Annotated in this window: 28 protein-coding genes and 1 riboswitch; of the genes, 12 read left to right on the top strand and 16 right to left on the bottom strand. The window is 72.3% G+C overall.

Annotated elements, in window-relative coordinates:
- Nucleotides 1-3: 3 nt before the first annotated feature.
- The 4 genes from ACFYMU_RS25615 to ACFYMU_RS25600 are packed head-to-tail and all read right to left on the bottom strand — an operon-like array spanning nt 4 to nt 4,050.
- Nucleotides 4-1,209, bottom strand: a complete 1,206-nt coding sequence (locus tag ACFYMU_RS25615; RefSeq protein ID WP_388377504.1) for a sensor histidine kinase — start codon at nt 1,207-1,209, stop codon at nt 4-6.
- The gene (locus ACFYMU_RS25610) at nt 1,206-2,918 is read right to left on the bottom strand and encodes a cation acetate symporter (protein ID WP_388377502.1); all 1,713 of its coding nucleotides are present in this window, start codon (nt 2,916-2,918) and stop codon (nt 1,206-1,208) included. The genes ACFYMU_RS25615 and ACFYMU_RS25610 overlap by 4 nt, the downstream gene beginning before the upstream one ends.
- A 9-nt stretch (nt 2,919-2,927) precedes the next feature.
- Nucleotides 2,928-3,284 (bottom strand): hypothetical protein, encoded by a 357-nt coding sequence (locus ACFYMU_RS25605; protein ID WP_388377499.1) that lies wholly within the window; start codon nt 3,282-3,284, stop codon nt 2,928-2,930.
- A gap of 7 nt (nt 3,285-3,291) precedes the next feature.
- Nucleotides 3,292-4,050: a LytR/AlgR family response regulator transcription factor gene (locus tag ACFYMU_RS25600; RefSeq protein ID WP_388377497.1), complete on the bottom strand. Its 759-nt coding sequence runs from the start codon at nt 4,048-4,050 to the stop codon at nt 3,292-3,294.
- 77 nt (nt 4,051-4,127) lie between these two features.
- Between ACFYMU_RS25600 and ACFYMU_RS25595 the strand changes: the two genes are divergently transcribed.
- The 3 genes from ACFYMU_RS25595 (at nt 4,128) to rocD (ending at nt 6,797) form a co-directional block, all read left to right on the top strand.
- Nucleotides 4,128-4,643 carry an Lrp/AsnC family transcriptional regulator gene (locus tag ACFYMU_RS25595; RefSeq protein WP_388377494.1) on the top strand — a complete coding sequence of 172 codons (516 nt, stop codon included), beginning with the start codon at nt 4,128-4,130 and terminating at the stop codon, nt 4,641-4,643.
- A 124-nt stretch (nt 4,644-4,767) separates the two neighbouring features.
- Nucleotides 4,768-5,580 carry a dimethylargininase gene (gene ddaH / locus ACFYMU_RS25590; RefSeq protein ID WP_388377491.1) on the top strand — a complete coding sequence of 271 codons (813 nt, stop codon included), beginning with the start codon at nt 4,768-4,770 and terminating at the stop codon, nt 5,578-5,580.
- Nucleotides 5,577-6,797 (top strand): ornithine--oxo-acid transaminase, encoded by a 1,221-nt coding sequence (rocD, locus tag ACFYMU_RS25585; protein ID WP_388377488.1) that lies wholly within the window; start codon nt 5,577-5,579, stop codon nt 6,795-6,797. Before ddaH ends, rocD begins: the two co-directional genes overlap by 4 nt.
- Nucleotides 6,798-7,143: 346 nt before the next feature.
- Here the strand turns inward: rocD and ACFYMU_RS25580 are convergent, their stop codons facing one another.
- From ACFYMU_RS25580 to ACFYMU_RS25570, 3 genes are all read right to left on the bottom strand, one after another.
- Nucleotides 7,144-10,236, bottom strand: a complete 3,093-nt coding sequence (locus tag ACFYMU_RS25580; RefSeq protein WP_388377485.1) for an FAD-binding and (Fe-S)-binding domain-containing protein — start codon at nt 10,234-10,236, stop codon at nt 7,144-7,146.
- A 140-nt stretch (nt 10,237-10,376) separates the two neighbouring features.
- Nucleotides 10,377-11,405: an SDR family oxidoreductase gene (locus ACFYMU_RS25575; protein ID WP_388377482.1), complete on the bottom strand. Its 1,029-nt coding sequence runs from the start codon at nt 11,403-11,405 to the stop codon at nt 10,377-10,379.
- A gap of 90 nt (nt 11,406-11,495) precedes the next feature.
- A complete protein-coding gene (locus ACFYMU_RS25570) occupies nt 11,496-11,825 on the bottom strand; it encodes a helix-turn-helix transcriptional regulator (RefSeq protein ID WP_388377480.1) in 330 nt (109 codons plus the stop codon).
- A gap of 130 nt (nt 11,826-11,955) precedes the next feature.
- Between ACFYMU_RS25570 and ACFYMU_RS25565 the strand changes: the two genes are divergently transcribed.
- From ACFYMU_RS25565 to ACFYMU_RS25555, 3 genes are all read left to right on the top strand, one after another.
- On the top strand, nt 11,956-12,741 hold the full coding sequence (locus ACFYMU_RS25565; RefSeq protein WP_388377477.1) for an anti-sigma factor antagonist: 786 nt from the start codon (nt 11,956-11,958) through the stop codon (nt 12,739-12,741).
- 89 nt (nt 12,742-12,830) lie between these two features.
- On the top strand, nt 12,831-13,058 hold the full coding sequence (locus ACFYMU_RS25560; protein ID WP_388377474.1) for a hypothetical protein: 228 nt from the start codon (nt 12,831-12,833) through the stop codon (nt 13,056-13,058).
- A 172-nt stretch (nt 13,059-13,230) separates the two neighbouring features.
- On the top strand, nt 13,231-13,956 hold the full coding sequence (locus ACFYMU_RS25555; protein WP_388377471.1) for a lysophospholipid acyltransferase family protein: 726 nt from the start codon (nt 13,231-13,233) through the stop codon (nt 13,954-13,956).
- 78 nt (nt 13,957-14,034) lie between these two features.
- On the opposite strand, the gene ACFYMU_RS25550 is transcribed toward ACFYMU_RS25555, so the two are convergent.
- The 8 genes from ACFYMU_RS25550 to ACFYMU_RS25515 form a co-directional block, all read right to left on the bottom strand.
- Nucleotides 14,035-15,633, bottom strand: a complete 1,599-nt coding sequence (locus tag ACFYMU_RS25550) for an alpha/beta hydrolase (protein ID WP_388377468.1) — start codon at nt 15,631-15,633, stop codon at nt 14,035-14,037.
- A gap of 137 nt (nt 15,634-15,770) precedes the next feature.
- Entirely contained in the window at nt 15,771-16,526 is a 756-nt protein-coding gene (locus ACFYMU_RS25545; RefSeq protein WP_388377619.1) for an urease accessory protein UreD, read from the bottom strand.
- A complete protein-coding gene (gene ureG, locus ACFYMU_RS25540; protein WP_388377465.1) occupies nt 16,523-17,200 on the bottom strand; it encodes an urease accessory protein UreG in 678 nt (225 codons plus the stop codon). The genes ACFYMU_RS25545 and ureG overlap by 4 nt, the downstream gene beginning before the upstream one ends.
- 123 nt (nt 17,201-17,323) lie before the next feature.
- Entirely contained in the window at nt 17,324-17,998 is a 675-nt protein-coding gene (locus ACFYMU_RS25535) for an urease accessory protein UreF (protein WP_388377463.1), read from the bottom strand.
- Nucleotides 17,998-19,719, bottom strand: a complete 1,722-nt coding sequence (locus tag ACFYMU_RS25530; RefSeq protein ID WP_388377460.1) for an urease subunit alpha — start codon at nt 19,717-19,719, stop codon at nt 17,998-18,000. The genes ACFYMU_RS25535 and ACFYMU_RS25530 overlap by 1 nt, the downstream gene beginning before the upstream one ends.
- Nucleotides 19,712-20,023: an urease subunit beta gene (locus ACFYMU_RS25525; protein ID WP_388377457.1), complete on the bottom strand. Its 312-nt coding sequence runs from the start codon at nt 20,021-20,023 to the stop codon at nt 19,712-19,714. Before ACFYMU_RS25525 ends, ACFYMU_RS25530 begins: the two co-directional genes overlap by 8 nt.
- Nucleotides 20,024-20,038: 15 nt before the next feature.
- A complete protein-coding gene (locus tag ACFYMU_RS25520) occupies nt 20,039-20,341 on the bottom strand; it encodes an urease subunit gamma (RefSeq protein ID WP_388377454.1) in 303 nt (100 codons plus the stop codon).
- 300 nt (nt 20,342-20,641) lie between these two features.
- Entirely contained in the window at nt 20,642-20,917 is a 276-nt protein-coding gene (locus ACFYMU_RS25515) for a type II toxin-antitoxin system Phd/YefM family antitoxin (RefSeq protein WP_388377451.1), read from the bottom strand.
- A gap of 162 nt (nt 20,918-21,079) precedes the next feature.
- On the opposite strand from ACFYMU_RS25515, the gene ACFYMU_RS25510 reads away from it, so the two are divergent.
- The 4 genes from ACFYMU_RS25510 (at nt 21,080) to ACFYMU_RS25495 (ending at nt 23,717) form a co-directional block, all read left to right on the top strand.
- Nucleotides 21,080-21,715, top strand: coding sequence for an ATP-dependent Clp protease proteolytic subunit (locus ACFYMU_RS25510; RefSeq protein WP_388377448.1), 636 nt, complete (start codon nt 21,080-21,082; stop codon nt 21,713-21,715).
- A gap of 4 nt (nt 21,716-21,719) precedes the next feature.
- Nucleotides 21,720-22,025: a hypothetical protein gene (locus ACFYMU_RS25505; RefSeq protein ID WP_388377445.1), complete on the top strand. Its 306-nt coding sequence runs from the start codon at nt 21,720-21,722 to the stop codon at nt 22,023-22,025.
- 404 nt (nt 22,026-22,429) lie between these two features.
- Nucleotides 22,430-22,624, top strand: a riboswitch (cyclic di-AMP (ydaO/yuaA leader).
- Nucleotides 22,625-22,627: 3 nt separating this feature from the next.
- Nucleotides 22,628-23,101 (top strand): C40 family peptidase, encoded by a 474-nt coding sequence (locus ACFYMU_RS25500; protein ID WP_388377443.1) that lies wholly within the window; start codon nt 22,628-22,630, stop codon nt 23,099-23,101.
- Between the two features lie 79 nt (nt 23,102-23,180).
- Nucleotides 23,181-23,717, top strand: coding sequence for a DUF6328 family protein (locus ACFYMU_RS25495; protein ID WP_388377440.1), 537 nt, complete (start codon nt 23,181-23,183; stop codon nt 23,715-23,717).
- A gap of 134 nt (nt 23,718-23,851) precedes the next feature.
- Here the strand turns inward: ACFYMU_RS25495 and ACFYMU_RS25490 are convergent, their stop codons facing one another.
- Nucleotides 23,852-24,310 carry an ATP-binding protein gene (locus tag ACFYMU_RS25490; RefSeq protein ID WP_388377437.1) on the bottom strand — a complete coding sequence of 153 codons (459 nt, stop codon included), beginning with the start codon at nt 24,308-24,310 and terminating at the stop codon, nt 23,852-23,854.
- A gap of 251 nt (nt 24,311-24,561) precedes the next feature.
- Here ACFYMU_RS25490 and ACFYMU_RS25485 point away from each other — a divergent pair, with 251 nt between their 5' ends.
- Nucleotides 24,562-25,422: a helix-turn-helix domain-containing protein gene (locus ACFYMU_RS25485; RefSeq protein WP_388377434.1), complete on the top strand. Its 861-nt coding sequence runs from the start codon at nt 24,562-24,564 to the stop codon at nt 25,420-25,422.
- Nucleotides 25,423-25,431: 9 nt separating this feature from the next.
- Nucleotides 25,432-25,656, top strand: coding sequence for a DUF397 domain-containing protein (locus ACFYMU_RS25480; RefSeq protein WP_388377431.1), 225 nt, complete (start codon nt 25,432-25,434; stop codon nt 25,654-25,656).
- The last annotated feature ends 46 nt before the right edge of the window (nt 25,657-25,702 follow it).

Raw genomic sequence — 25,702 nt, 5'->3', positions numbered from 1 at the left:
CGCTCACTCCCGGGGCAGCCGCCTCGCCGAGTGCACCCCCGGCTGGTACTTCGGCAGCCGAGCGGTGATCTTCATGCCCGCTCCCACCGCGGTCTCGATGACGAGCCCGTGGTCGTCGCCGTAGACCTGGCGGAGCCGGTCGTCCACGTTGGACAGCCCGATGCCGCCCGAGGGACTGGTCTCCCCGGCGAGGATGCGGCGCAGCAGCTCGGGATCCATGCCCGCGCCGTCGTCCTCGATGACGACCTTGGCCTCGGCGCCCGCGTCCCGTGCGGTGATGCTGATGTGCCGCTTGTCGGTGGTGCCCTCGAGCCCGTGCTTGACGGCGTTCTCCACGAGCGGCTGCAGGCAGAGGTACGGCAGGGCCACGGGCAGCACCTCGGGCGCGATCTGCAGGGTGACGGAGAGCCGGTCGCCGAAGCGGGCCCGCACGAGCGCCAGGTACTGGTCGATGGCGTGGAGTTCGTCCGCGAGCGTGGTGAAGTCGCCGTGCCGGCGGAACGAGTACCGGGTGAAGTCCGCGAACTCCAGGAGCAGTTCGCGCGCCCGTTCCGGGTCGGTGCGCACGAACGAGGCGATCACCGCGAGCGAGTTGAAGATGAAGTGAGGGGAGATCTGGGCACGCAGTGCCTTGATCTCCGCCTCGATGAGCCGGGTGCGGGACTGGTCGAGGTCCACCAGTTCCAGCTGCACGGAGACCCAGCGGGCGACCTCCCCGGCGGCCCGGACGAGGACGGCGGACTCACGGGGCGCGCAGGCCACGAGCGCCCCGTGCACCCGGTCGTCGACGGTGAGCGGGGCGACGACCGCCCAGCGCAGCGGGCAGTCGGGGACGTCGCACCGGAGGCGGAACGCCTCGCCGCGGCCGGTCTCCAGCGGTCCCGCGAGCCGCTCCAGCACCTCGTCGCGGTGGTGCTCCCCCGCGCCGTCCCAGACCAGCACGGCGTCCCGGTCGGTGAGGCAGAGCGCGTCGGTGCCGAGCAGGGTGCGCAGCCGGCGCGCGGACTTGCGGGCCGTCTCCTCGGTGAGCCCGGCCCGCAGGGGCGGCGCGGCCAGGGACGCGGTGTGCAGGGTCTGGAAGGTGGCATGCTCGACGGGGGTGCCGAGCCCGCCGAGGTTGTCCGGACGCGCGGTGCGCCGGCCCAGCCAGAACCCGACGGCCAGCAGCGGCAGCACCGCCACGCACAGGCCCGCGATGAAGCCGCTCACGCCTTGACCTCCGCCCGCAGTTCCTCCGGCAGATGGAAGCGCGCCAGGATCGCCGCCGTGCCGGCCGGCACCCGCCCCGGTGTGGCCAGGGACACCAGCAGCATGGTCAGGAATCCGAGCGGCACCGACCAGAGCGCGGGCCAGGCGAGCAGGGCGTGCAGGAAGCCGGTGACCGGGCAGCCCGCCATGGTCGCCGCCACCGCGGCGAACGCCGACCCGCCGCCCAGCAGCATCCCGGCCGCCGCGCCGGGCGGGGTCAGCCGCCGCCACCAGATGCCCAGCACGAGCAGCGGGCAGAACGACGACGCGGACACCGCGAACGCGAGCCCCACCGCGTCGGCCACCGGCAGCCCGCCCACCAGCACGCTGGCCGCGAGCGGCACCAGCATCGACAGCACGGTGCCGAGCCGGAAGTGCCGCACGCCCCGCGACGGCAGCACGTCCTGGGTGAGCACCCCGGCCACCGCCATGGTCAGCCCCGACGCGGTGGACAGGAACGCGGCGAAGGCCCCGCCCGCGACCAGCGCCCCGAGCAGGTCGGCGCCGAGCCCGCCGATCACGCGGTCGGGCAGCAGCAGGACGGCGGCATCGGCGTCGCCCGCGAGGGTGAGGTCGGGGGCGTACAGCCGGCCGAGCGCCCCGTAGACGGGGGGCAGCAGGTAGAACGCGCCGATCAGGCCGAGGACCGCGACGGTGGTACGGCGCGCGGCGACGCCGTGCGGGCTGGTGTAGAAGCGGACGACGACGTGCGGCAGGCCCATCGTGCCCAGGAAGGTGGCGAGGATCAGTCCGTAGGTGGCGTACAGCGGGCGCTCCTCCCGGCCGGATTCCAGCGAGGACGACATGGCGCCGCCGCTGCCGCGGTCGACGGCGGGGACGGGATCGCCCCCGGCGAAGGTCAGCCGGGTGCCGCTCTCGACGTGATGGACCCCGGCGGCCAGGGCCAGGCGCTGCCCCGTGTAGTCCCGGCCGTCGACCGTGCCCGTCGCCGTGACGTCGAGCGGGCGGGCGAGTCTCAGGTCGAGCGCCTCGTCGATCCGTACGACGTGGTGGTCGCGGAAGGTCGCCGGTTCGGCGAAGGCGCCGCGCGGCGCTCCGTCGCCCTGCCAGGCCAGCAGCAGGAAGAGGGCCGGGACCAGCAGGGCGGTGAGTTTGAGCCAGTACTGGAACGCCTGGACGAAGGTGATGCTGCGCATGCCGCCCGCGGCGACGGTCGCGACCACCACGACGGCGACGATGATCCCGCCGAGCCAGTCGGGCGCACCGGTCAGCACGGCCAGAGTGAGCCCGGCGCCCTGCAGCTGGGGCAGCAGGTACAGCCAGCCGATCCCGACGACGAAGGCGCCGGCGAGCCGTCGCACGTGCTGCGAGGCGAGCCGGGCCTCGGCGAAGTCGGGGAGGGTGTACGCGCCGGAGCGGCGCAGCGGGGCGGCGACGAACAGGAGCAGGACGAGATAGCCGGCGGTGTAGCCGACCGGGTACCACAGCATGTCGGGGCCCTGGACGAGGACCAGTCCGGCGATGCCGAGGAACGAGGCGGCGGACAGGTACTCGCCGCTGATGGCGGCCGCGTTCAGGCGCGGGCCGACGGTGCGGGAGGCGACGTAGAAGTCGGAGGTGGTGCGGGAGATGCGCAGCCCGAAGGCGCCGACGAGGACGGTCGCGAGGACGACGAGGGCGACGGCCGGGACGGAGTAGTTCTGGTTCACGGCCGGCCCTCAGCGGTCCTGGACGAGATGGACGAAGTCCTTCTCGTTGCGTTCGGCGCGGCGCACGTACCAGGCGGCCAGCAGGACCAGCGGCGGATAGAGGCAGAAGCCGAGGACGGCCCATTCCAGGCCGCTGTTGCGGACGGTGAGGAAGACCAGGGGCAGCGGCCCGATGAGGAGCACGAGGATCGTGACCACGAGCAGGGCGGCGCGGAGCTGGCTGCGCATGAGGGAGCGCACATAGGTGTGCCCGAGCGTGGTCTGTTCGTCGATCTCGGTCTGCGGGCGGTAGTACCCGAAGGCGCGGCGGGTGCGCCGGGGCGGCCCGGTGACGACGACGCGGCGTTCCGTGTGGTCCTGTGCCATGTCCGCCTCACTGTCCCGTCGTCCGGTGCATCAGCAGGTCCCGCAGTTCACGGGCGTGCCGGCGGCTGACCTGGAGTTCGACGGAGTCGATGAGGACGCTCACCGTGCCGGCGTCCAGCCGCAGTTCGTCGATGTGGCGCAGGGCGACGAGGTGGCGGCGGTGGATGCGGACGAACCCGCGCGAGCGCCAGCGCTCCTCCAGGGTCGACAGCGGGATCCGCACGAGGTGGCTGCCCTGGGCGGTGTGCAGGCGGGCGTAGTCGCCCTGGGCCTCGACATGGGTGATCTCCTCGACGGGGACGAAGCGCGTCACACCGCCCAGTTCCACGGATATGTGATCGGGATCGGGCTCGTGCACCGGGATGGGCGGTGCGGTCTCCCGTAGCAGCGCGACGCGGCGCACCGCTTCCGCGAGCCGCTCGCGGCGCACCGGCTTGAGGACGTAGTCGACGGCCTTGAGGTCGAAGGCCTGCACCGCGAACCCCTCGTGGGCGGTGACGAAGACGACGAGCGGCGGCCGGGAGAACCCGGTCAGCAGCCGGGCCATCTCCAGCCCGTCGAGTCCCGGCATGTGGATGTCGAGGAAGACCACGTCGATGGCGTCGGGGCCGTCGGGGCCGCACTCCAGCGCGCGGTTGATGCGGCGCAGTGCCTCGGTCGCGTCGCTCGCGCCCTCCACGCTGCTGATCCGCGGGTCGGCGTTCAGCAGATAGAGGAGTTCCCCGAGCGAGGGGCGTTCGTCGTCGACGGCGAGGGCGCGCAGCATGAAGGTGGAGTGTAGGAGGATTCCGCATCCCTGGACATGTCCGGAGCCGAGACGTTATCGCTGGATACAGTGCCCGCATGAACAGCAGGCCAGCCACGTTCGACGAACTCGACCGGAAGATCGTCACCGCGCTCACGGCGAATGCCCGCAGCAGCTTCGCGGAGATCGGCGCGACGATCGGCCTGTCCGCGACCGCGGTCAAGCGGCGCGTGGACCGGCTGCGTGAGACGGGTGTGATCACCGGGTTCACCGCCACGGTCAAGCCGTCGGCGCTGGGCTGGCGCACGGAGGCGTACGTCGAGGTGTACTGCGAGGGGGCGGCGCCGCCCCGGCGGCTGGCGGAGGTCGTGCGCAACCATCCGGAGATCACCGCGGCGATGACGGTGACCGGCGGCGCGGACGCGCTGCTGCATGTGCGGGCGACGGACGTGGAGCACTTCGAGGAGGTGCTGGAGCGCATCCGCACCGAGCCGTTCATCCGGAAGACGATCAGCTACATGGTGCTGTCCCATCTCCTCCCGGAGAGCCCGGAAGCGGGCGCCAGCCAGCCCGCACCGGCGGACACGCCGAGGCACGCACCAGACGTGCGCTGACCAGGGCTACGACGCAGCAATCCTGCGTACATGCGCAACTTTCGTCGCTTGTCGAGTGTCCGGGTCCCTTCCTACCGTGGTGGCACCCCCTTTTTGACACCGCAGGAAGCGGAGGACCCTTTCTGTGCCCGAAAGCCGTGTGCCGCGCCCTCGGCGCTTTCTCGTCTGCGAACCCAGACACTTCGCCGTGCAGTACGCGATCAATCCCTGGATGCACCCCGACACACAGGTCGACGTCGATCTCGCCCGCGCACAGTGGCAGGCGCTGATCGGCGCGTACCGCGCCCACGGCCACACGGTGGAGAGCGTGGAGCCGGTGGCCGGACTCCCGGACATGGTGTTCGCGGCGAACTCCGCGCTCGTCCTGGAGGGCCGGGTCTTCGGCGCGCAGTTCCACGCACCGCAGCGCCGCCCCGAGTCCACCGCCTACGACACCTGGTTCAAGGCGGCGGGCTTCGACGTCTACCGCCCCGAGTCGGTGTGCGAGGGCGAGGGCGATCTGGTCCCGGCGGGACGGTACGTCCTGGCCGGCACCGGATTCCGTACGACGCGGGAGGCGCACCGCGAGGTGCAGGAGTTCTTCGGCGTCCCGGTGATCGGCCTCCAGCTGGTGGACCCGTACTTCTACCACCTCGACACGGCGCTGTTCGTCCTCGACGACGACACCGTCGCGTACTACCCGGAGGCGTTCTCGCCGGGCAGCCGCGAGGTGCTGACCCGGCTGTACCCGGACGCCGTGCTCGCCACCCGTGAGGACGCCCTGGCCTTCGGTCTCAACTCCGTCTCGGACGGCCGGCACGTCTTCATCGCGCCGGGGGCGACGGCCCTCGCCGGGCAGCTCGCACGCCGCGGCTACGTTCCCGTCCCCGTCGACCTCTCCGAGTTCCACAAGGCCGGCGGAGGCATCAAGTGCTGCACCCAGGAGATCCGTTCATGACCGCACCCGTCCGTACGCGTTCCTCCGACGAGCTGATCCACGCCGAGGAACCGGTCCTCGCGCACAACTACCACCCGCTGCCCGTGGTCGTCGCCCGCGCCGAGGGCACCTGGGTGGAGGACGTCGAGGGCCGTCGCTACCTCGACATGCTCGCCGGCTACTCCGCACTCAACTTCGGGCACCGCAACCCGGTGCTGATCGAGGCGGCCCACCGTCAGCTGGACCTGCTGACCCTCACCTCCCGCGCCTTCCACAACGACCGGCTGGCGGAGTTCGCCGAGGCGCTGGCCGCGCTGACGGGCCTGGACATGGTGCTGCCCATGAACACGGGCGCGGAGGCGGTGGAGAGCGCCGTCAAGGTGGCCCGGAAGTGGGCGTACGAGGTCAAGGGCGTGCCGGCCGACCGGGCGACGATCGTGGTGGCGGCAGGGAACTTCCACGGCCGTACGACGACGATCGTCAGCTTCTCGACGGACGAGACGGCGCGGTCGGGGTTCGGGCCCTTCACGCCCGGTTTCCGCGTCGTGCCGTACAACGATCTGCCCGCGCTGGAGGCGGCCGTCGACGAGACGACCGCCGCGGTGCTGATCGAGCCGATCCAGGGCGAGGCGGGCGTGATCATCCCCGACGAGGGCTACCTCACCGGGGTCCGCGACCTCACCCGCCGCGCCGGGTGCCTGTTCGTCGCCGACGAGATCCAGTCGGGCCTCGGCCGCACGGGCAGGACGCTGGCGGTGGAGCACGAGGGGGTCGTGCCGGACGTGCTGCTGCTCGGCAAGGCGCTCGGGGGCGGCATCGTGCCGGTGTCCGCGGTGGTCGCGCGCCGCGACGTCCTGGGTGTTCTGCACCCGGGCGAGCACGGGTCGACGTTCGGCGGCAACCCGCTCGCCGCGGCCGTCGGCACCGCGGTCGTCCGTCTCCTGGAGACGGGCGTGTTCCAGCGCAGGGCGGCCGAGGCGGGCGTGGTGCTGCGGGACGGACTCGCCGCGCTCGTCGGCAGGGGCGTCGTGGGCTTCCGCTCGCGCGGGCTGTGGGCGGGCGTCGACATCGACCCGGCGATCGGCACGGGCCGCGAGATCAGCGAGCGCCTGATGCGGGAGGGCGTCCTGGTCAAGGACACCCACGGCTCGACGGTCCGGCTGGCCCCGCCGCTGACGATCACGGACGGAGAGCTGCGGTCGGCGCTCGGGGCACTGGAGAAGGTGCTGGCGGGCTGACACCGTCCGCCCGGCGGCGCGGCCCCGACCGCCTCCCCCGGGCGGCCCTGGGCGGCCCCGGGGAGGCGGTCGGGCCGGGCCTCTGCCGGGGAGAGGCCCGGCCCGGCCGCTTCCCCGCGGGTCGGGGCGCGCGACGGGCACGGCCGGGGCGGCGTACCCGGAGACGGGCCGCGCTGCCGAGCCGCGCTGCCGCTGCCGGGGCCTCCCGGGGCCTCCCCGGGGCCGCTGCCGGGGCGGCGTACCCCGACACGGGCTGCGGTACCGCTGCCGCTGCCGCTGCCGCTGCCGCTGCCGGGGCGGCGTACCCCGACACGGGCTGCGGTACCGCTGCCGCTGCCGGAGGGCGTCACGGGCGGCGCCGCACGCGGCGGCCGAGTGCCGCGGCGGGCACCGCCGCCGCGGCAGCGGCGACGGCCGAGGCCGTCCAGGTGTGCAGGCGCGAGGGCGCCTCGGGGCGCTGCGCCAGGCATTCCGGCAGGTCGGCGGGCAAGGGCCCGTCCAGGGCCAGGGCCAGGGCCTCGGCCAGGTGCAGGGCCCGTCGGCCGGTGTCACCCTGTTCGATCTGGGTGCGGCAGCTGAAGCCGTCCGCCAGGAGCAGGCCGGAGTGCGGGGTCGCCCGGACGGCGGGGAGCACGCCCTGTTCCGCGACGGCCATGGACACCTCGTGGTGGCCGCGTTCGAACCCGAAGTTGCCGGCGAGTCCGCAGCAGCCCTCGTCGAGGACGTCGGCGTCCATGTGGGCGCGGCGCATCAGTTCGCGGTCGGCGTCGAAGCGCATGATCGCGTGCTGGTGACAGTGGGTCTGCACGGTCGCCCGCCGCGCCAGGGCGGGCGGCCGCCAGTCCGCGGGCGCGTGGTGCACGAGGTGCTCGGCGAAGGTGCGGAACTGCCCGGCCAGGCGCTGCACGTCCTGGTCGGCCGGCATCAGTTCCGGTGCGTCCGCCCGGAACACGGCGGTGCAGGACGGTTCCAGGCCGACGACGGGGGTGCCCGCCTCCGTCCACGGCCGCAGCACGTCGAGCGTGCGCCGCAGCACCCTCTTCGCCACGGTCGGCTGACCGGTGGAGATCCAGGTCAGTCCGCAGCACACCGGCTTGTCCGGTACGGCGACACGGAAGCCCGCGTCCTCCAGGACCCGCACCGCGGACCTCGCGACCGAGGGGTGGAAGAAGGTGCTGAAGGTGTCGGGCCACAGCACCACCGCGCGTGCGTCGCCCGGGTCGGGCTCCTCGGTGCCGCGGGCCCGCCACCACTGCAGAAAGGACTCGGACGCGAACAGGGGAGCCTCGCGGGCGCCGTCGACTCCCGCCAGCCGTTTGCCGGCCGCGGCCAGACCGGGGGCCCGGAGCACGCTGTTGACCAGGGGCGGGGCGACACGGGAGAGCAGGGCCCACAGGGGCAGCCAGCCCAGGGAGTAGTGGGCGGCGGGCCGCGGCCTGCGGGCGTAGTGGTGGGCGAGGAACTCGGCCTTGTAGGTGGCCATGTCCACGCCGGTGGGACAGTCCGACCTGCATCCCTTGCATGCCAGGCAGAGGTCCAGGGCGTCACGGACCTCCGTGGAGCGCCAGCCGTCCGTGACCGCCGAGTCCGGGTGGCCGTCGAGCATTTCGAACAGCAGTCGCGCCCGGCCCCGCGTGGAGTGCTCCTCCTCCTTGGTGGCCCGGTAGGACGGGCACATCACGCCGCCGTGGTGGCTGCGGCAGTTGCCGATCCCGACGCAGCGCATCACGGCACGGGCGAAGGAGTGGTCGTCCTCCGGGTAGCCGAAGTGCGTCGGGCCCGCGGCGGGCCGCCAGCCGGAGCCCAGCCGCAGTTGCCCGTCCACCGGGTTGGGCTCGACGACCTTGCCCGGGTTCATCCGGTTGTCCGGGTCGAAGAGTGCCTTGAGCTCCCCGAAGGCGGTCACCAGGCGGTCCCCGAACATGCGGCGCAGCGGCTCGCCCCGTGCCTGCCCGTCGCCGTGCTCCCCCGACAGGGATCCGCCGTACGAGGCCACGAGGTCGGCGGCGCGCTCCAGGAAGCGGCGGAAGTCGGCCACGCCGGCGGCGGTCTTCAGCCCGAAGGGGATGCGGGTGTGCACGCAGCCCTGCCCGAAGTGGCCGTACAGCGAGGGACGGTCGTACCCGAAGTCGTCGAACAGCCCCCTCAGGTCGCGCAGATAGCCGCCCAGGCTCTCGGGCGGCACGGCCGAGTCCTCCCAGCCCTCCCATGTCTCGCGGTCGTCGGGGGGCCGCGCGGTCACGCCGAGGCCGGCCTCACGGGCCTTGAGCATCTCCTGCTCGCGTCGCGGGTCGTCCGAGAAGGCCACCGTGGGCTCCTTCTCGGCGCGGCCCATCGCGCGCAGCAGGGCGTGGGCCTGTTCGTCGACGTCGTCCTGCGTCTCACCGCCGAACTGCACCAGCAGCCAGCTGTCGCCCTCCGGAAGGGACCTGAGGGAGTCGAGATAGGCGTGCTCCTCGCGCATCAGCTGCGCCATCCGCCCGTCCAGGGCCTCGAGTCGGCCGGGCGAGCAGTGCTCCAGGATGCCGGGGACGTCGTCGGCGGCCGAGCAGATGTCGTCGTACCCGAGGACCAGCAGCGACTGGCAGGGGGGCACGGGAACGAGGCCGAGTTCGGCACGCAGCACGGTCACGAGGGTGCCCTCGCTGCCCACCAGCGCCTTGGCCACGTCGAACCCGTTCTCCGGCAGCAGTGCGTCCAGGTTGTAGCCGGAGACGCGGCGCGGGATCTTCGGATAGCCGCGCCGCACGTCTCCCAGGTACGCGCCGACGATCCGGTCGAGGCCGTCGTAGATCTCGCCCCGGCGGCCGCCCTCGGCGGCGATCTGCGCCCGCTCGGCCTTCGAGGTGGGGCCCACCCACATGCGGGTGCCGTCGTAGGCGAGGACTTCGAGACGGCGTACGTTGTCCACGGTCTTGCCGTACGCCTGCGCGGACGCCCCGCAGGAGTTGTTGCCGATCATGCCGCCCAGCGCGCAGTGGCTGTGTGTGGACGGCTTGGGCCCGAACTGGAGGCGGTGGTCGGCCAGTCGGCGGTTGAGCTCGTCCAGCACCAGCCCGGGTTCCACGACGCAGGTGCGTGCGTCGGGATCGACCGACACGAGCGCGTGGCAGTACTTGGTCCAGTCGATGATCACCGCGGTGTTGGTCGCCTGGCCGGCGAGGCTGGTCCCGCCGCCCCGGGACAGCACGGGGGCGCCGAATCGCGCGCACACCTCGACCGTCCGGGCGCCGGCCTCCACACCACGCGGGACGACGACTCCGATCGGGATCTGGCGGTAGTTGGATCCGTCCGTGGCGTACGCGCCCCTGCTGCCCGCGTCGAAACGGACCTCCGCGTCGACCGCACCGCGCAGTGCCGCCTCGAGGCCGGCCACATCGATCGTGGTCCCGGGCCGGCCGGCGGGTCCGGGCGTGCCGTTGCGTGCTGAGAGGGCCATGGATCGCGACCGCCTTCCTGCCCGCGGTTGGTGCTGTGACTGGGGTTTCGTGATCCGGACCGCCGAAACGCGCCGGGCGGTACGGCCGCGCGGCCGCCACCGGGTGCCGCCGGCCGCCGCCGACCGCCGCCGACCGCAGCTCAGCCGATCTTGCGCCCCTGCAGCGGCGCCGTCGCCGCTCCGGCGCCCTCCCGCACTCCGTGCAGGAATTCCTCCAGAGCCTCGACCGCCGTGTGCTCCGGCCGCCAGCCCAGCTCGGTGTGCGCGCGGGTGCAGTCCATGAGCGGCAGCCGCAGGACGGCGTCGAAGAGGTGCGGTGACGCGGGGAGCAGCCGCAGTCCCCACGCCGCGGCGATCGCCGACCGGGCGGCGGTACGGGGAAGCCGGACCGGGCGGGCACCGAGCAGGTCGCCCAGCACGGCCGCGTCGAGGGGCGGCTCGGCGGCGAGGTTGAACGCGCCCCTCGCCTCTCCCCGCACCGCGAGCCGGTACGCCTCGGCGGCGTCGTCGGTGTGCAGGGCCTGGACCCGCAGTCCCGGGATGTCCGGCAGGAACCGCAGCAGTTCGGGGCGGACCAGCGGTCCGGGCAGGAACCGCCCCGCGAAGATGCGTCGTTGTTCGCTCGCCGACTCGCGTTTGAAGAGGAAGGCGGGCCGCATCCGTACGACCCGGACGCCGGGGTGCTCGTGCTCGAAGACGTCGAGCACCCGCTCCAGGTACGCCTTTTCGCGGGTGTAGGCGGCGTCCGGCCAGCCGTGCGTCGGCCAGGTCTCGTCCACGGCGCGGTCCTTGGGGCCGGGAGAGTACGCGCCGACGGACGAGGCGTGCACCAGCGTCGGCACCTTCGCCGCGGCGACGGCCTCGAAGACCCGGAGGCTGCCGAGGACGTTGGTCCGCCAGGTCGTGACCGGATCGTGCGTCGGCTGGAACGCCCACGCCAGGTGCACGACCGCGTCGGCGCCCCGGAACTCCCGCACCAGGTCGGTCTCCTCCGACGCGAGGTCGGCCTCCGACCACTCCACGCCGGCCGGGCCGAGGTCGGGGATCCGACGCGCCAGGCCGCGAACGCCACGGACGTCCGGGTCGTCGGCGAGCACCCGCACCAGGCTGGTGCCCACATTGCCGGTGGCGCCCGTGACGACGATCTCACTGCCTGTTACGGTGCTCACTTCGGGCTCCTCTCGGTGACCGGGTAGCTGCGAGTACCCGGTGCACACGGTTGAAGCCCACGGCCGGACGACGACGGGGCGCGCGGGGTGTCACGGCCTCGGCTGCCGGCTGCCGCGCTCGGCGTCGTGGCGGGCCAGGAGGGCGAGGAGTTCGGAGACGCTCAGGCTGGCCTCCGCGGGATGACGCAGGGGCGTGTCCGGCTGGATGCGGTAGGTGTTGCTGCGCCCCTCACGCGTGCGGACGAGATAGCCCTCGTGCTCCAGATCGGAAATGATCTTCTGGACGGCTCGCTCCGTCAGCCGGCAGCGGGCCGCGATGTCACGGATGCGGGAGGTCCGGTCCACGGCGATGGACGCCAGCACGCGCGCGTGATTGGTCAGGAACGTCCACCCGTTGTGCGGCTCCGGCACTCCATCCATGGGTCGAGAATAGGCTCTCTGGTTCACGAATACAAAAAGACGAATGAGCATTCATGCATCGCTTGACATGTGACCGGGCCTGACCCAGCCTTGCTACAGGGGCGCGAAGGGACGAGCTCGGGAGGCTGTCATGGTGAAGCGCCCGCTTCCCGAGCCAGGAAGCCGGGACGAGGCCGTTCGCGGGGCAGGCACCCATCCGCAGGAGCATCAGGAGCATCCTGAGGGGTCCTCCCTGACCGTACGGGCACACCGCGCCGGGGAGCGGATGACCGTCCTCGTGTCCGGCGAGCTCGACATCGACACGGAGGAGGCGTTGCAGGACGCCCTCGGTGACGCCCTGCGCCGCGCGGTCAGCGGTGTCGACGTCGATCTGGGCGGCGTGGACTTCTGCGACTGCTCGGGCCTCAACGTCCTGCTCGGCATCCGCCGACGGGCCCTGGAGGACACCAAGACCCTCACGCTGCGCGCGGTCGGCCCCTGCGTCGAGCGGCTGCTCTCGCTGACCGGCACACGATCCCTGTTCGGTCTGCCGTCCGCGCCCGCCACGACCGCCGTGAACGGCCACGACAGACACCCCCGGGAACGGCACGGGTCCTCGGAGGAGGACGAGCCCGCCGGGGAGGGAGACCGGGCCCTGCACATCGAACTGGTCCAGCTCAGGCGGGCCATGCAGACACGGCCCGTGATCGATCTGGCCCGCGGGGTCCTGATGGCGTCGTTCGCGCTCAGCGCGCAGGACGCCTGGAACGTGCTGGTCACCATCTCCCAGCGGACCAACACGAAACTGCACCATGTCGCCCAGAACGTGGTGGAGGCCGTCACCGGCGATCCGCCGCCCGGACCCGTGCGAGCGGAACTGGCGACCGCCGTCACCGCGCTCCGGGAACCCCCGGCACGCGCCCGCGGCCTCGGCTGAGAGCACCGATGTGCGCGCGGATGCGACTCGTGCCACGCTGAGCAGGGGCGGAGCCGTGTCCACCTCGCCCCATCGAGGAGTGAGCCGCCATGACCGACCGGGAACGCGACCCGTACGCGGACGACGCGGGCTACGTCGAGGACATGACCGAGGAAACCCTCGGCGCCCAGGAGCAGGCACGTCAGGAACGCCAGCACCGGCAGGAGGAACGGCAGCAGCGGGGCCGGCACCAACAGGAGGAGCGGCAGCAGCAGCGGGGCCGTCCGTCGGACCACGAATACTCCTACCCGGAGGATTCCGACGACGACCTTCTGTGACCGTCACGCTCCCCGCACGCCGCTGAGCAGGAGCGCCGGCGCCGGGCCGGCACGATCCGGGCAGGACCGGTTCCGGCAGCCTCCGCCCGACTCTAGACTGACAGTTCATTCCCTGCCGGTTGAGCTGCCAGACACGGCGGTTGAGGCGATCCGCCGCCCGAGGAGCGAGCTCTTGTTCTACTACCTGCTCAAATACGTCGTTCTCGGACCGCTGTTGCGTCTGACCTTCCGGCCGCGGATCGAGGGTCTCGAACACGTGCCGTCATCGGGACCGGCCATCGTCGCGGGCAACCATCTCTCCTTCTCCGACCACTTCCTGATGCCCGCCATCCTCAAACGGCGCATCACCTTCCTCGCGAAGGCGGAGTACTTCACGGGCCCCGGGATCAAGGGCCGCCTCACCGCCGCGTTCTTCCGCAGCATCGGCCAGATCCCGGTGGACCGCTCCGGCAAGGACGCCGGGCAGGCGGCGATCCGCGAGGGGCTCCGCGTGCTGCGCAGGGGTGAGCTGCTGGGCATCTACCCGGAGGGCACCCGCTCCCACGACGGCCGCCTGTACAAGGGCAAGGTCGGTGTCGCGGTGATGGCCCTCAAGGCCCAGGTCCCCGTCGTCCCCTGCGCCATGATCGGCACCTTCGAGGCCCAGCCGCCGGGCCAGGTCATCCCCAGCCCCCACCCGGTGGTGATCCGCTTCGGCAAGCCCCTCGACCTCTCCCGCTACGCCGGGATGGAGAACGAGAAGGCCATTCTGCGCGCCGTCACCGACGAGATCATGTACGCCATCCTGTCCCTGTCCGAGCAGGAGTACGTCGACCGGTACGCGGCGGCCGTGAAGGCCGAGGAGGCCGAGGAGAAGGCGCAGCGGACCCGCAGGTTCCCGCGCATGCCGCTGAGTTGACGACCGAGGGCCAGGGCTGACGACGGACGGCGAGGGGGGCGGCCGGGTCCCGGCCGCCCCCCTCGTGCGTGTGCGGGACTACGGCTTCGGCGTGGCGTGCGGCGTGCACGTCACATCGGAGGCGTCGGTCCTGCCGGTGAGCAGGTAGGTGTCCACCCGGCTGTTGATGCAGGGGTTCACCAGACCGGTCACGCCGTGGGACCCCGCGTCCTTCTCGATGATCAGGCGGGAACCCTTGAAGCGCTTGTGCAGTTCGACCGCGCCGTCGAACGGCGTCGCGGCGTCACGCGTGGACTGCACGATCAGGACGGTCGGCAGGCCCTTGCCGGTCCGCACGTTCGGCGGGGTCTGCTGCTTGACCGGCCAGGTGGCGCACGGCAGGTTCATCCAGGCGTTCGCCCACGTCAGGAACGGGTAGTCCTTGTTCAGGCGGGTGTTGTCCCGGTCCCACTTCCGCCAGCTGGTGGGCCACTTGGCGTCGGTGCACTCGACGGCCGTGTAGACGGCGTTGCCGTTCTCCGAGGAGATGTTGCCGGCCGTGTCCGACAGGTCGGGCGCGGCCGCGTCGACGAGGGCCTGGGTGTCACCGGCGACGTACTTGCTGAAGACGGTGGCGACCGGCACCCAGGCGGAGTCGTAGTACGGGGCGCTCTGGAAGAAGGAGAGCAGTTCCGCCGGTCCGACGACCCCGCCGATGGGGTTCTTCTTCGCCGTGGCGCGCAGGTCCAGCCACTTCGCCTGCACGGCGGCCCGCGTGGTGCCCAGGTGGAAGGCGGCGTCGTTCGCCGCGACCCAGTCCTGCCAGTCCTTCCAGCGGCCCTCGAAGGCGACGTCCTGGTCCAGGTTGGCCTGGTACCAGATCTTCTCCCGCGAGGGGTTGACGACGCTGTCGACGATCATCCGGCGGATGTGGCCGGGGAAGAGGGTGCCGTAGACGGCGCCGAGGTACGTGCCGTACGAGACGCCCAGGTAGTTGAGCTTCTTCTCGCCGAGCGCGGCACGGATGACGTCCAGGTCGCGCGCGGTGTTGGGCGTGGTCATCTGCTGCAGCATCGCGCGGCCGGTGCGCTCGAGGCATCCCTGCGCGTACTCACGGGCGAGCTTGCGCTGGGCGAGCTTGTCCGCCTCGGAGTCGGGGACCGGGTCCGCCTTGGGCGCCTTCACGAACTCCTGTGGATCCGCGCAGGAGATGGGCGCCGAGTGGCCGACACCGCGCGGGTCGAAGCCCACGAAGTCGTACGCCTTCGCCACGTTGGCCCACACCGCGCTCTTGGTGGTGACGCGGCGCGGGAAGCGCAGGCCCGAACCGCCGGGGCCGCCCGGGTTGTACACGAGGGCGCCCTGGCGCTCCTCCGCGGTGCCGGTGTTCCCGATGCGGTCGACGGCGAGCTTGAGCTGCTTGCCGTTCGGGTGGGCGTAGTCGAGCGGAACCGTGACCCAGCCGCACTGGATGGGCTTCTCGAGCCCCCAGTCGGCCGGGCAGTCCTGCCAGTCGACGCCGGCCTTGGCGGCCCTCGCGGCGGCGATCGCGGCGCCGCGGGCCTCCCGGTCCTGGCCGTGGCGCGTGTCGGCGGTGGCCGACGGAGCCGCCACGGCCCCGGCTATCAGCGTCGCCGTGACGAACGCCCCAACAGAGCCGAGCCCGGTGACTCGCCTCGTCGGTCTCATTCCCCTCAAGAGGGACCTCCCCGTACATGGTTGCTATGGGTACGGGGATCCTTTCTGCTGTGAAGGCACCGACACCAGGGGTTACTTGACTTTCTTTGCCAATCCGATAACCGGTGCACGGCTGTCCGTTAAGCGGAGAGACCGGTTCAGCCCATGTCGCGCAGCGCTTCGTCCAGCAGGCGGCGCAGCCGCCGCGCGTCCGGCGCGACCGCGGTGACGAGCACGGCGGGCCCCGCGAGCGGAGTGAGCGCGGCGCACTCCCCCAGTATCCGTGGCGCCACCGGCGCCGCGTCGAACTCCGGCCGCACGACGAGGAGTTGCCCGAGAGCCCGGTGCCCCGCCAGCACGGCGGGGCCGTCCCAGCCGCGGGGGGCGCCGGGCCCGCAGGCCACTTCCTGGTCCAGCAGCGGCCGCCCGTCCAGCCGCACCGTCAGCCGGCTGGTGAGCCGTCCGGGTTCCTCACCGGCGCGACCGAGGACCTGCTCCTCACGGAACACCAGGCGGGCGCCGGGAGCCAGGTCGACGCGCGAGGAGACGCACAGCTCGCTGCCCCCGGCCGAAATCAACTGTTCGGGCAGCCAGCGCAGTTCACCCCCGGCGGCGACACGGAGCCGGACGTCGTAGCGTGCCTCGCCCTTGGCCTGCCCCGGCAGGGCGAGGGTGGCCGCGGCCGATCCCAGGTGCAGCAGGGCGCCGCTTCCGACCTCCGCCTCGACGGTGAAGTGGTCCCGGCCGAGCGGCCCGCTCATCGCGCCGACGAGCAGGACGCGCGCCTCGTCACCGCTGGCCCGGGTACGGCGCGGTGCGAGCGGTCCCTCGCCCGCGAGCACGGGCAGGGAGGTGGCACCCCTGCCGTCGGCGCGGGCCACGATCCGCGCGGTGGCCCGTACCCCCGCGGTCACGCCGACCACGCGGCGAGCCGGTCGCGCACCCAGTCGGCGACCTCGGTGACGCCGTCCGGGCCGCGCAGCGACTGGAAGACGACGGGCAGCCCGGCCCGCTGCGCCTTCGCGTCGGCGGCCATCCGCGCGAGGTCCGATCCGACGTGGGGCGCGAGGTCGGTCTTGTTGACGACGAGCAGATCTGCGGTGGTGACCCCTGGGCCGCCCTTGCGCGGAATGTCGTCCCCGCCCGCGACGTCGATGACGAAGACCTGCGCGTCCACAAGCCCCTTGGAGAACGTGGCGGTGAGGTTGTCCCCGCCGGACTCGACGAGGACCAGGTCGAGCGGGCCGGCCCGCTCCTCCAGGTCCTCGACCGCTTCGAGGTTGGCGGAGATGTCGTCCCGGATGGCGGTGTGCGGGCAGGCCCCCGTCTCCACGGCGGTGATCCGCTCCGGCGGCAGCACGGCCTCCCGCAGCAGGAAGGCGGCGTCCTCACGGGTGTAGATGTCGTTGGTGACGACGGCGAGCGAGAACTCCTGCCGCAGGGCCCGGCAGAGCGCGGCGACGGTGGCGGTCTTGCCGGACCCGACGGGCCCGCCGAGCCCGATCCGGAGGGCACGGCGCGAACCGTCGGGACGGCGGGCGTCGGCGCCGACGGCGGACGGGCCGTCGTGGGTGTGGTCGAGGTGCACAGTCAGCTCCTTCAGCCGGGCCCGGCCACGCAGGGCCCGCCCGGCGTTCGAGGACGAGGCCGTTCAGGCCGGTCGGGGTCCGGGGGCGGACCCCCGGTCGACGGAACAACGCAAGCGCGCCTCCTAGGAGGCGAACAGCCGTGTGGGCCACGCCGCATGCGCCTCCCCACCGATCTCCAGCAGCGGCGCGGACGCCGCGGGCAGGGCGTCGACTCCGTCGTGGAGCGCCCGCCGGGCCGCGTCGCCCGCCCGCGCGGCCACCAGGTCCACCTCGGGCACCAGCCGGGCCAGTACGGCCGAGGCGTCGAACGGGTCGAGACTCAGCAGCCGCACCACGGCCGTGGCCGGCCCGCTCACGCTCTCGTACGCGGCGCAGTGGGCGGCGTCCTCGGCGTCCAGACCGGCGGCCCGTGCCACCAGCCCCAGCACCACCGGCTGGTGCGCCCCTTTGGGGAACCGGTGTGCCGCCGCCTCCAGTTCGTCGGAGGGCCAGGTCGCGCGGGCGGCCCGCACCAGCTGCCGCCCCAGCCTGCGGGCGGCGGCGCGCAGCGCGGCCGACGGCGTGCGGGCGTCCGCGGCGGCGTCCAGCGCGACGGGGTCCGTGCCCAGTGCGGCCGCCGCGGCCAGCGACGCGGACACCAGTCCCGCCGTGTGCAGCCGGCCGCGGCAGAACTCCCGCAGATCGGCCGCCCCGGTGATCCGCCCGGCGCGGACGGCCGCCTCTGCCCCGCCGGAGTGGGCATGCCCTCCGGCGGGGAAGCGGCCGTCGGCCAGGACCAGTAGCGCCGCCCTGGACATCAGAAGAGGAAGTACCGCTGGGCCATGGGCAGTTCGGCGGCCGGTTCCGCCTCGACCAGTTCCCCCTCGATGTGCACGGCGAAGCTGTCCGGGTCGACCCGCACCTGCGGACGGGCGTCGTTCTCGCGCATGTCCGCCTTGGTGACGCCGCGCGTCGACTCGATGGCCACGAACCTCTTCCCGAGCGCGAGCCGCTCCGCCAGCCCGTCCTCGATCGCCTGCGGCGCCACGAAGGTGACCGAGTTGGCGGCCGGCGCCCGTCCGCTCGCCCCGTACATCGGCCGCGGCAGGATCGGCTGGGGGGTCGGGATCGACGCGTTGGCGTCGCCCATCTGCGCGTACGCGATCTGCCCGCCCTTGAGGACGAGGTGCGGCCTGACCCCGAAGAACGCGGGCTCCCACAGCACGAGATCGGCGAGTTTGCCGGTCTCCACGGAGCCGATCTCGTGGGCGAGGCCCTGCGCGAGCGCCGGGTTGATCGTGTACTTGGCGACATAGCGGCGCACCCGGTGGTTGTCCGCGCATGTGTCGCCCGGCAGCGCGCCCCGGCGCCGCTTCATCACGTGCGCCGTCTGCCAGGTCCGCATGACGACCTCGCCGATCCGCCCCATGGCCTGGGAGTCGGACGAGATGATGGAGATGGCGCCGAGGTCGTGCAGGATGTCCTCGGCCCCGATGGTGGAGGGCCTGATCCGCGACTCGGCGAACGCCAGGTCCTCCGGGACGGCCGGATTCAGGTGGTGGCACACCATCAGCATGTCGAGGTGTTCCTCGGCGGTGTTGACGGTGAACGGCCGGGTCGGGTTGGTGGAACTGGGCAGCACGTGCGGCTCGGACACCACGGTCATGATGTCGGGCGCGTGCCCGCCGCCCGCGCCCTCGGTGTGATAGGCGTGGATGCCGCGGCCGTTGATCGCGGCGAGCGTGTCGCCCACGAACCCGGCCTCGTTGAGGGTGTCGGTGTGGATGGCGATCTGCACGCCGGTGCGGTCGGCGACGGTCAGCGCGGCGTCGATCACGGCGGGTGTGGAGCCCCAGTCCTCGTGCAGTTTGAGACCGACGGCGCCGCCGCGGATCTGGGAGAGCATCGCATCGTGCGAGACGGTGTTGCCCTTGCCGAGCAGACCGACGTTGAGCGGGTACCCCTCCATCGCCTCCAGCATCCGCGCCAGATGCCAGGGCCCGGGTGTCACGGTGGTCGCCTTCGAGCCCTCGGCGGGTCCGGTGCCGCCGCCGATCAGCGTGGTGATGCCCGCGGCGAGCGCCTCGTCGGCGATCTGCGGGCAGATGAAGTGGACGTGCGCGTCGATCGCCCCCGCGGTGACGATCCGCCCGTTGCCCGCGATGACCTCCGTCTCCGGACCGATCACCAGGGCGGGGTGGACGCCGTCCATGGTGTCCGGGTTGCCGGCCTTGCCGAGGGCGCTGATACGGCCGTCGCGGATGCCTATGTCGGCCTTGACGACGCCCCAGTGGTCGATGACGACCGCGCCGGTGACGACGGTGTCGGGGGTTCCCTCCGCGCGTGTGGCGCGCGACTGCCCCATGGATTCGCGGATGACCTTGCCGCCGCCGAACACCGCCTCGTCCCCGGCGCGTCCCGGCCCGCCGCAGCGGTCCTCCTCGATCTCGACGATCAGGTCGGTGTCCGCGAGCCGGATGCGGTCCCCGGTGGTCGGGCCGAACAGGTCGGCGTACGCGGCCCGGGAGATCTCAGGCATCGAGGGCACCGCCGGTCTCGCCGCGCAGTCCGGGCACGACACGGGCCCCGGCGAGCGGGACGAGTTCGACGTCGACGGGGATCCCGGGCTCGAAGCGCACGGCGGTGCCGGCGGCGACGTTCAGCCGCTTGCCGTGCGCGGCGGCACGGTCGAAGTCCAGACCGGGGTTGGCCTCGGCGAAGTGGTAATGGGAGCCGACCTGGACGGGCCGGTCGGCGGCGTTGAGCACGGTCAGCCGGGTGACGTCGCGGCCCTCGTTGTACACGACGGGTCCCTCCGCGAAAAGGATCTCTCCGGGGATCACGGCGCCCTCCTCCCTTCAGACGATCGGGTCGTGGACGGTGACGAGCTTGGTGCCGTCCGGGAAGGTCGCCTCCACCTGGACGTCGTGGATCATCTCGGGGATGCCCTCCATGACGTCGTCCCGGGTGAGGACCGTGCGCCCGGAGGCCATCAGTTCGGCGACCGTACGGCCGTCCCGGGCGCCTTCGAGGATGTGTGACGTGATGAGCGCGACCGCCTCGGGGTGGTTGAGCCTGAGCCCCCGGGCCCGGCGCTTCTCGGCCACGTCGGCCGCCACGTGGATCAGCAGCCTCTCCTGCTCGTGCGGGGTCAGGTGCACGTCCCACCTCACCGTCCTCGCTCCGGACCGTGCGGGGTCCGGTCGCCGCGGCCACGGGCGAAGTCGCTGGTGGCGTGGAGGGGCAGGCTAGTTGGAGCGGGTTTCCGGCGCGTTAACAGAGCCGCGGCCCGGCCGCGGTGCGCGCGGGGGCCGATGCTCGGGACGCGGGTCCCGCGTGCGCTGTCCGCGTCGGCCCGGCTGCCGCGGGCCATGGATCGACGACCCTCGCCGTGGGCACTGCCGACCACGCTCGGCCACCACGACATCGCGCTCCGCCATCACGGCCCCGCACAAGTGCCGTCAGGACGTGCCGGACCCCCGGTGCTCGGCGGCGATGCCGAAGCGCCGCCGCTCGCGCGGGGTGGGGGCGACGTCGCGCACGCTGGAGACGGAGCTGATCACCTGCTCCTCCGCGGCGTCCAGTTCGGCGAGCCGCTCGAGGTCGGCGGCGGAGACCAGGGCGACGAGAGGCTTTCCGTGCCGCGTCACGACGACGCGTTCGCCGCCGTACACCACGCGATTGATCAGATCGGCGAGCTCAGCCCTGGCTTGCGTCACCGGAATCTCGTAGGCCATGTGTCCAGCTTAGACGGCGGCCCTGAGGCGCCTCTTCGAGCGGAAGATCCCAGCCGGCCCAGGGTTCCGCACCCGCTTTTTCGCTCTCAGCATGCCTCACCTCCGTACGGAACGTACGTCCTGTACATTTTTTACAGGAGTGATTCCGAGGAGGCGCAAGTCATGCACCGACCGTCCGCCCGCCATGTCCTGCCGGAGTTCACCGAACGCACCGGCTACGGACAGCGGACCCTTGACCCGTACGCGAAGCTCCTGGACGAGCGGATCGTGTTTCTGGGGACGCCGATCGACGACACGTCGGCGAACGACGTGATGGCGCAGTTCATGCATCTGGAGTATCTGGACCCCGACCGCGACATCTCGCTGTACATCAACTCCCCGGGCGGCTCGTTCACCGCCATGACCGCGGTCTACGACACGATGCAGTACGTCAGTTGCGACGTGGAGACGGTCTGCCTCGGCCGGGCGGCGTCGGCCGCGGCCGTGCTGCTCGCCGCGGGCGCGCCGGGCAAGCGGCTGGCGCTGCCCGGTGCGCGCGTCCTGATCCACCAGCCGTCCCTGCCGGAGCCGGTACGGGGACAGGCCACCGATCTGGCCATCCAGGCCGAGGAGTTGATGCGCACCCGCAGGCGCCTGGAGGAGATGCTGGCGCGGCACACGGGGCAGGCGCCGGATCGCATCGCCGCCGACATCGAGCGGGACACGATCCTCGACTCACGCGCCGCGGTGGAGTACGGACTGGTCGACCGCATCGTCTCCGGCCGCACGGCATCGCACACCGCACCCGGCACGAGGTGAGCCGATGCTGCCGCCCGAACTTCCGCCGCTGCCCGCGCTGACCCGCGCGGAGGCGGAGTTGATCGACCGTTACCTCGATGTCGTCGACCTGCTCGGCCGCATCAACCCCGCGCACTCCGGTGACACCTACCGGGGCCTGCGCGCCGCCCAGGCCCTGGTGGGCAAGGCGGCGGCCCTGCGCGAGGCGCTGACGCTGATGCACCAGCGCGGGGAGCACGAACTGCACGGCCCGACCCTCGCCCGCGCCCTGCGCACCCTCGACGGCGAACGCCGCGCGGACCGCGTCGCCGTGCCTCCCGGGGCGGACTGAGCCGGGACCCCCGGAGCCGCCGGAGCGAGGGGCGGACGACGGCCTCGCGCCCCGGGCCGGAAGGCTGAGGCGGGCAGACCGCTCCATGGGCATGCCGGACGGCCGGCCGTCCGTCCGGCGCGGCTCAAACGGGCCAAATGGTGTACCCCGGACCGGAGTAGAGAGGGCTCCGGTGTCCGGCCCGCAGGAGTCGCGCAACATGCCTGCCCGCAGGGCGCGATGCGGGACTCCGATGCAGGTCGGGGCCTGGTTCGCTCCCTCAACTTCCCTCGAGAGGACGGTTGTCCACCCGAACGAGTGAGTGGTGAGTAACGCCACAAATCGCCGATTCCATTGTGATTTTCGGACCCTGGTAGGTGAAGATCCCTTCCTGACGACAAGCCCCCGCCACCGCGGCGGGGCGGTCCGGGCGGACGCCGAATCCTGCCGCCGCCCGGATGACCGGTCGACAGGAGTGGATCGGCAGGAGTGGAGGACCCGGCAAGGCGGGCCGCCGGAGAGATCCGGAGGTCCTTGGGGTGAAGCCGCGCGAGCGGCCGGGCTACTTCGCCAGTCCGAATCCGACAGGTCATCCTTCACAGGCGGCTGACGAAGGGTTGCGCATGACTGCGCTCAATCGTGTCCCGTCGCTGCTGACCCGGGCCGGCACCGCCTCGGCCCTCACCCTCGCCGCCGTCGGCGGCGGCATCGCGGTCCCCGGCGTCTCCACCGACGCGGCCGCCGCGACTCCGGCGGCCAAGGCTCTCCAGATCGCGGCGTCGAAGAAGGGAGCCCCGTACAAGTGGGGCGCCACCGGACCGCGCCGCTTCGACTGCTCCGGGCTCACCCTCTACGCCTTCAAGAAGGCGGGCAAGAAGCTGCCCCGTACGGCCGCGGCGCAGTACAACACGACGCACCACGTCTCCTCCTCGCACCGCAAGGCCGGAGACCTGGTGTTCTTCCACTCGGGCCGGAACATCTACCACGTCGGCATCTACGCCGGGAAGGGAAAGATCTGGCACTCCCCGCGGACCGGGGACGTGGTCAGGCTCCAGAAGATCTGGACGAAGAGCGTCTGGTACGGGCGGGTCGGCTGACGCGGCCGGCGGGGCGGCGGCCCGGTGCGCCGCCGCCCCGCCGGGGCGTGACCAGGGCCGGAACGGGAACTCGTGCACCATGGCCGACCGAGCTCCCCCTCAGGCACGGCGCGAGACTCCCCTGGAGCGCGCCGACCGCAACTTCGCCGAGTTGCTGCAGGAACTGCGCGTCACCCAGACCGGGGTCCAGATCCTGTTCGCGTTCCTGCTGACCCTGGCCTTCACCCCGCGCTTCCCGTCCCTGGACACGGTCCAGCGCGCCACGTACGTCACGACGCTCCTGCTCGCCGTGCTGGCCGCGGCCCTGTTCACGGCGCCCGCGGCGCTGCACCGCTCGCTCTTCCAGCAGAACGCCAAGCCCGTCATCGTGCGGGTCTCCTCCCGCCTCGCCACGGTCGGGATGACCATGCTGATGCTCGCACTGACCGGATCGGTACTGCTGGTGGTGGACGTGTCGCTCAACCGGGCCGCCGGCATCGCCGCGGGCGTGGGGACGCTCGTCGTCTGCGTGGGCCTGTGGCGCGTCCTGCCCTGGCTGCTGGGACGGGGCGTCCTCGCGGCTCCGCGGGCTCCGGGAGCGGAAGCGGGGCGGGACGGGCCGGAGCACTCCGGGTGACCGCAGCGCGGTCCGCGGCCGCCCCGGAGGGGGTGGCCCCGGTGTCGGGCACCCCGCGCATCGCCTCGGTCACGGTGCGCGTCGACGCGGCGGAACCGGCCGCCGACGCCTCTCGCGGCCGGCGGCGCGGGCGGTCACGGCTCCCGTTGCCCGCCCGCGGCGACCGACTGGACCGGCGTGCTCCACGGGAGCTCGATCGCGACCGTCTTGCCGCCCTCCCTGGTGGGCCGCACGCTCACTGTGCCGCCGCACTCCGCGGTCAACCAGCGGATGATCACCATGCCGCGGCCGTTGTCCTGCTGCACGGCCGCGGGCAGCCGTCTCGGAAAGCGGGGATGGCTGTCGGTGACGCCGATCCGAAGTAACTCGTCCCGGTCCAGCACGACGTCGACCGTGAAGGTGGGCGACTTCCCGAGGGTGTGCTGCACGGCGTTCGTGGTGAGTTCGGAGACGATGAGGCGTACGGTGTCGGCGATCTCGGAATCCCTCGGCAGGCCCCATTCCGCGAGGACGTCGGCGACATATGTTCGAGCCACGGAGACCGAGGCGGGATCGCTCGGCAGAGTGACGGATGCTTCCTGGTGATCTGCCATGGCGACGTCGTCCCTTTCCCACGGGACCGGAGTCCGACACGGAGCGGTTGGTTTCCGGTGCGGTCCCGGACTTGGTGCTGCGCGCCAGACTGCCATCACCAGGGCTCTCACGGGTGCGTTCCCCCGGGATATGCATATATCTGTCGCTCGAAGCGGTGAACTCTCCGACGACCGAGCGTATTTGGGCCCGGCCCCGGCGCATCCTCTACCGTCGCCGTGGAACCGGGCGCCGCACGGAAGGAGAGTCGGCCATGCAGTACGGACCAGCGGTGCGCCGCCGCAAGCTCGGCGCCGAGCTGCGCGCCCTGCGCGCCCGGTCGGGCCTCACGAGCGGTGCGGCGGCCGCACTCGTCGGCTGGCACCAGTCGAAGGTGAGCCGGATCGAGACGGGCGCCAGCGGCGTCAAGCCGGCCGACGTACGCCTCCTGTTGGACGCGTACGCCGTCGAGGACCCCGGACTGCGGGAACTGCTCCTGGTGTTGGCGGGCTCCGAGGACGGCGGCGGCCGGCAGAACTGGTGGCACGCGTATCGCGGAGTGCTGCCGCCGACCTACCGCGACTTCATCAGCCTGGAGTCGCAGGCGAGCACGATGCGCACACTGGAGACCTCGGTGGTGCCGGGACTGCTGCAGACGCCCGAGTACGCGAGGGCGGTGACGCGGGCCGCCGTCGGCACCCTGGAGGAGGCCGAGCTGGACACCCTGGTGGAGGTGCGGCTGGCCCGGCAGGAAGTGCTGCGTTCGGAGCCTCCGCTGCGGCTGAGCGCCGTCCTGGACGAGGCGGTGCTGCGCCGGGAGGTCGGCGGGCCGGATGTCATGGCCCGGCAGCTGAGGCGGCTCCTGGACGCCGCCGCGCTGCCCCACGTCCGACTCCAGGTCCTGCCGTTCGCAGCCGGGGCGCACATCGGCATCACCGGGCCTTTCGTTATCTTCTCCTTTCCGAGCAGGTCTGATCTGGATGTGGTTGTTCTAGACCACTTGACGAGTAGCCTCTATCTCGAAGGGGAAGAAGACCTTCAGGCCTACAGCGAGGCCTTCAACTCGCTCCGCATCCACGCCCTTTCACCCGAGGAATCGTTGGAGTGCATCGCCGCGTTGGCAGGCGTTGCGTAAGGAGGCACCATGTCAGCACCGCCTCGGCATGTCCCTTCCAGTGCATCCGTGCACGGCGTGCGGTGGCTGCGCAGCAGCCGCAGTACGGGAATGAACAACTGTGTCGAGACCGCCCGTCCGGGCCCCGGGCCCTGGGCCGGGCTGGTGGCCGTGCGCGATTCCAAGAACGTGGCCGGACCGGCCCTGCTCTTCACCCCCGACACCTGGAAGGAGTTCCTGAACGGGCTGCACTGATCTGATCAATTCCGCGCGGCGGGCTCGATCGCGCGCCATTCCGCGG

The organism is Streptomyces sp. NPDC007264, assembly GCF_042869095.1.
Lineage (GTDB): Bacteria > Actinomycetota > Actinomycetes > Streptomycetales > Streptomycetaceae > Streptomyces.
Note: the sequence above shows the minus strand (reverse complement) of the source record. Positions and strands in the feature narration are given on the sequence as shown.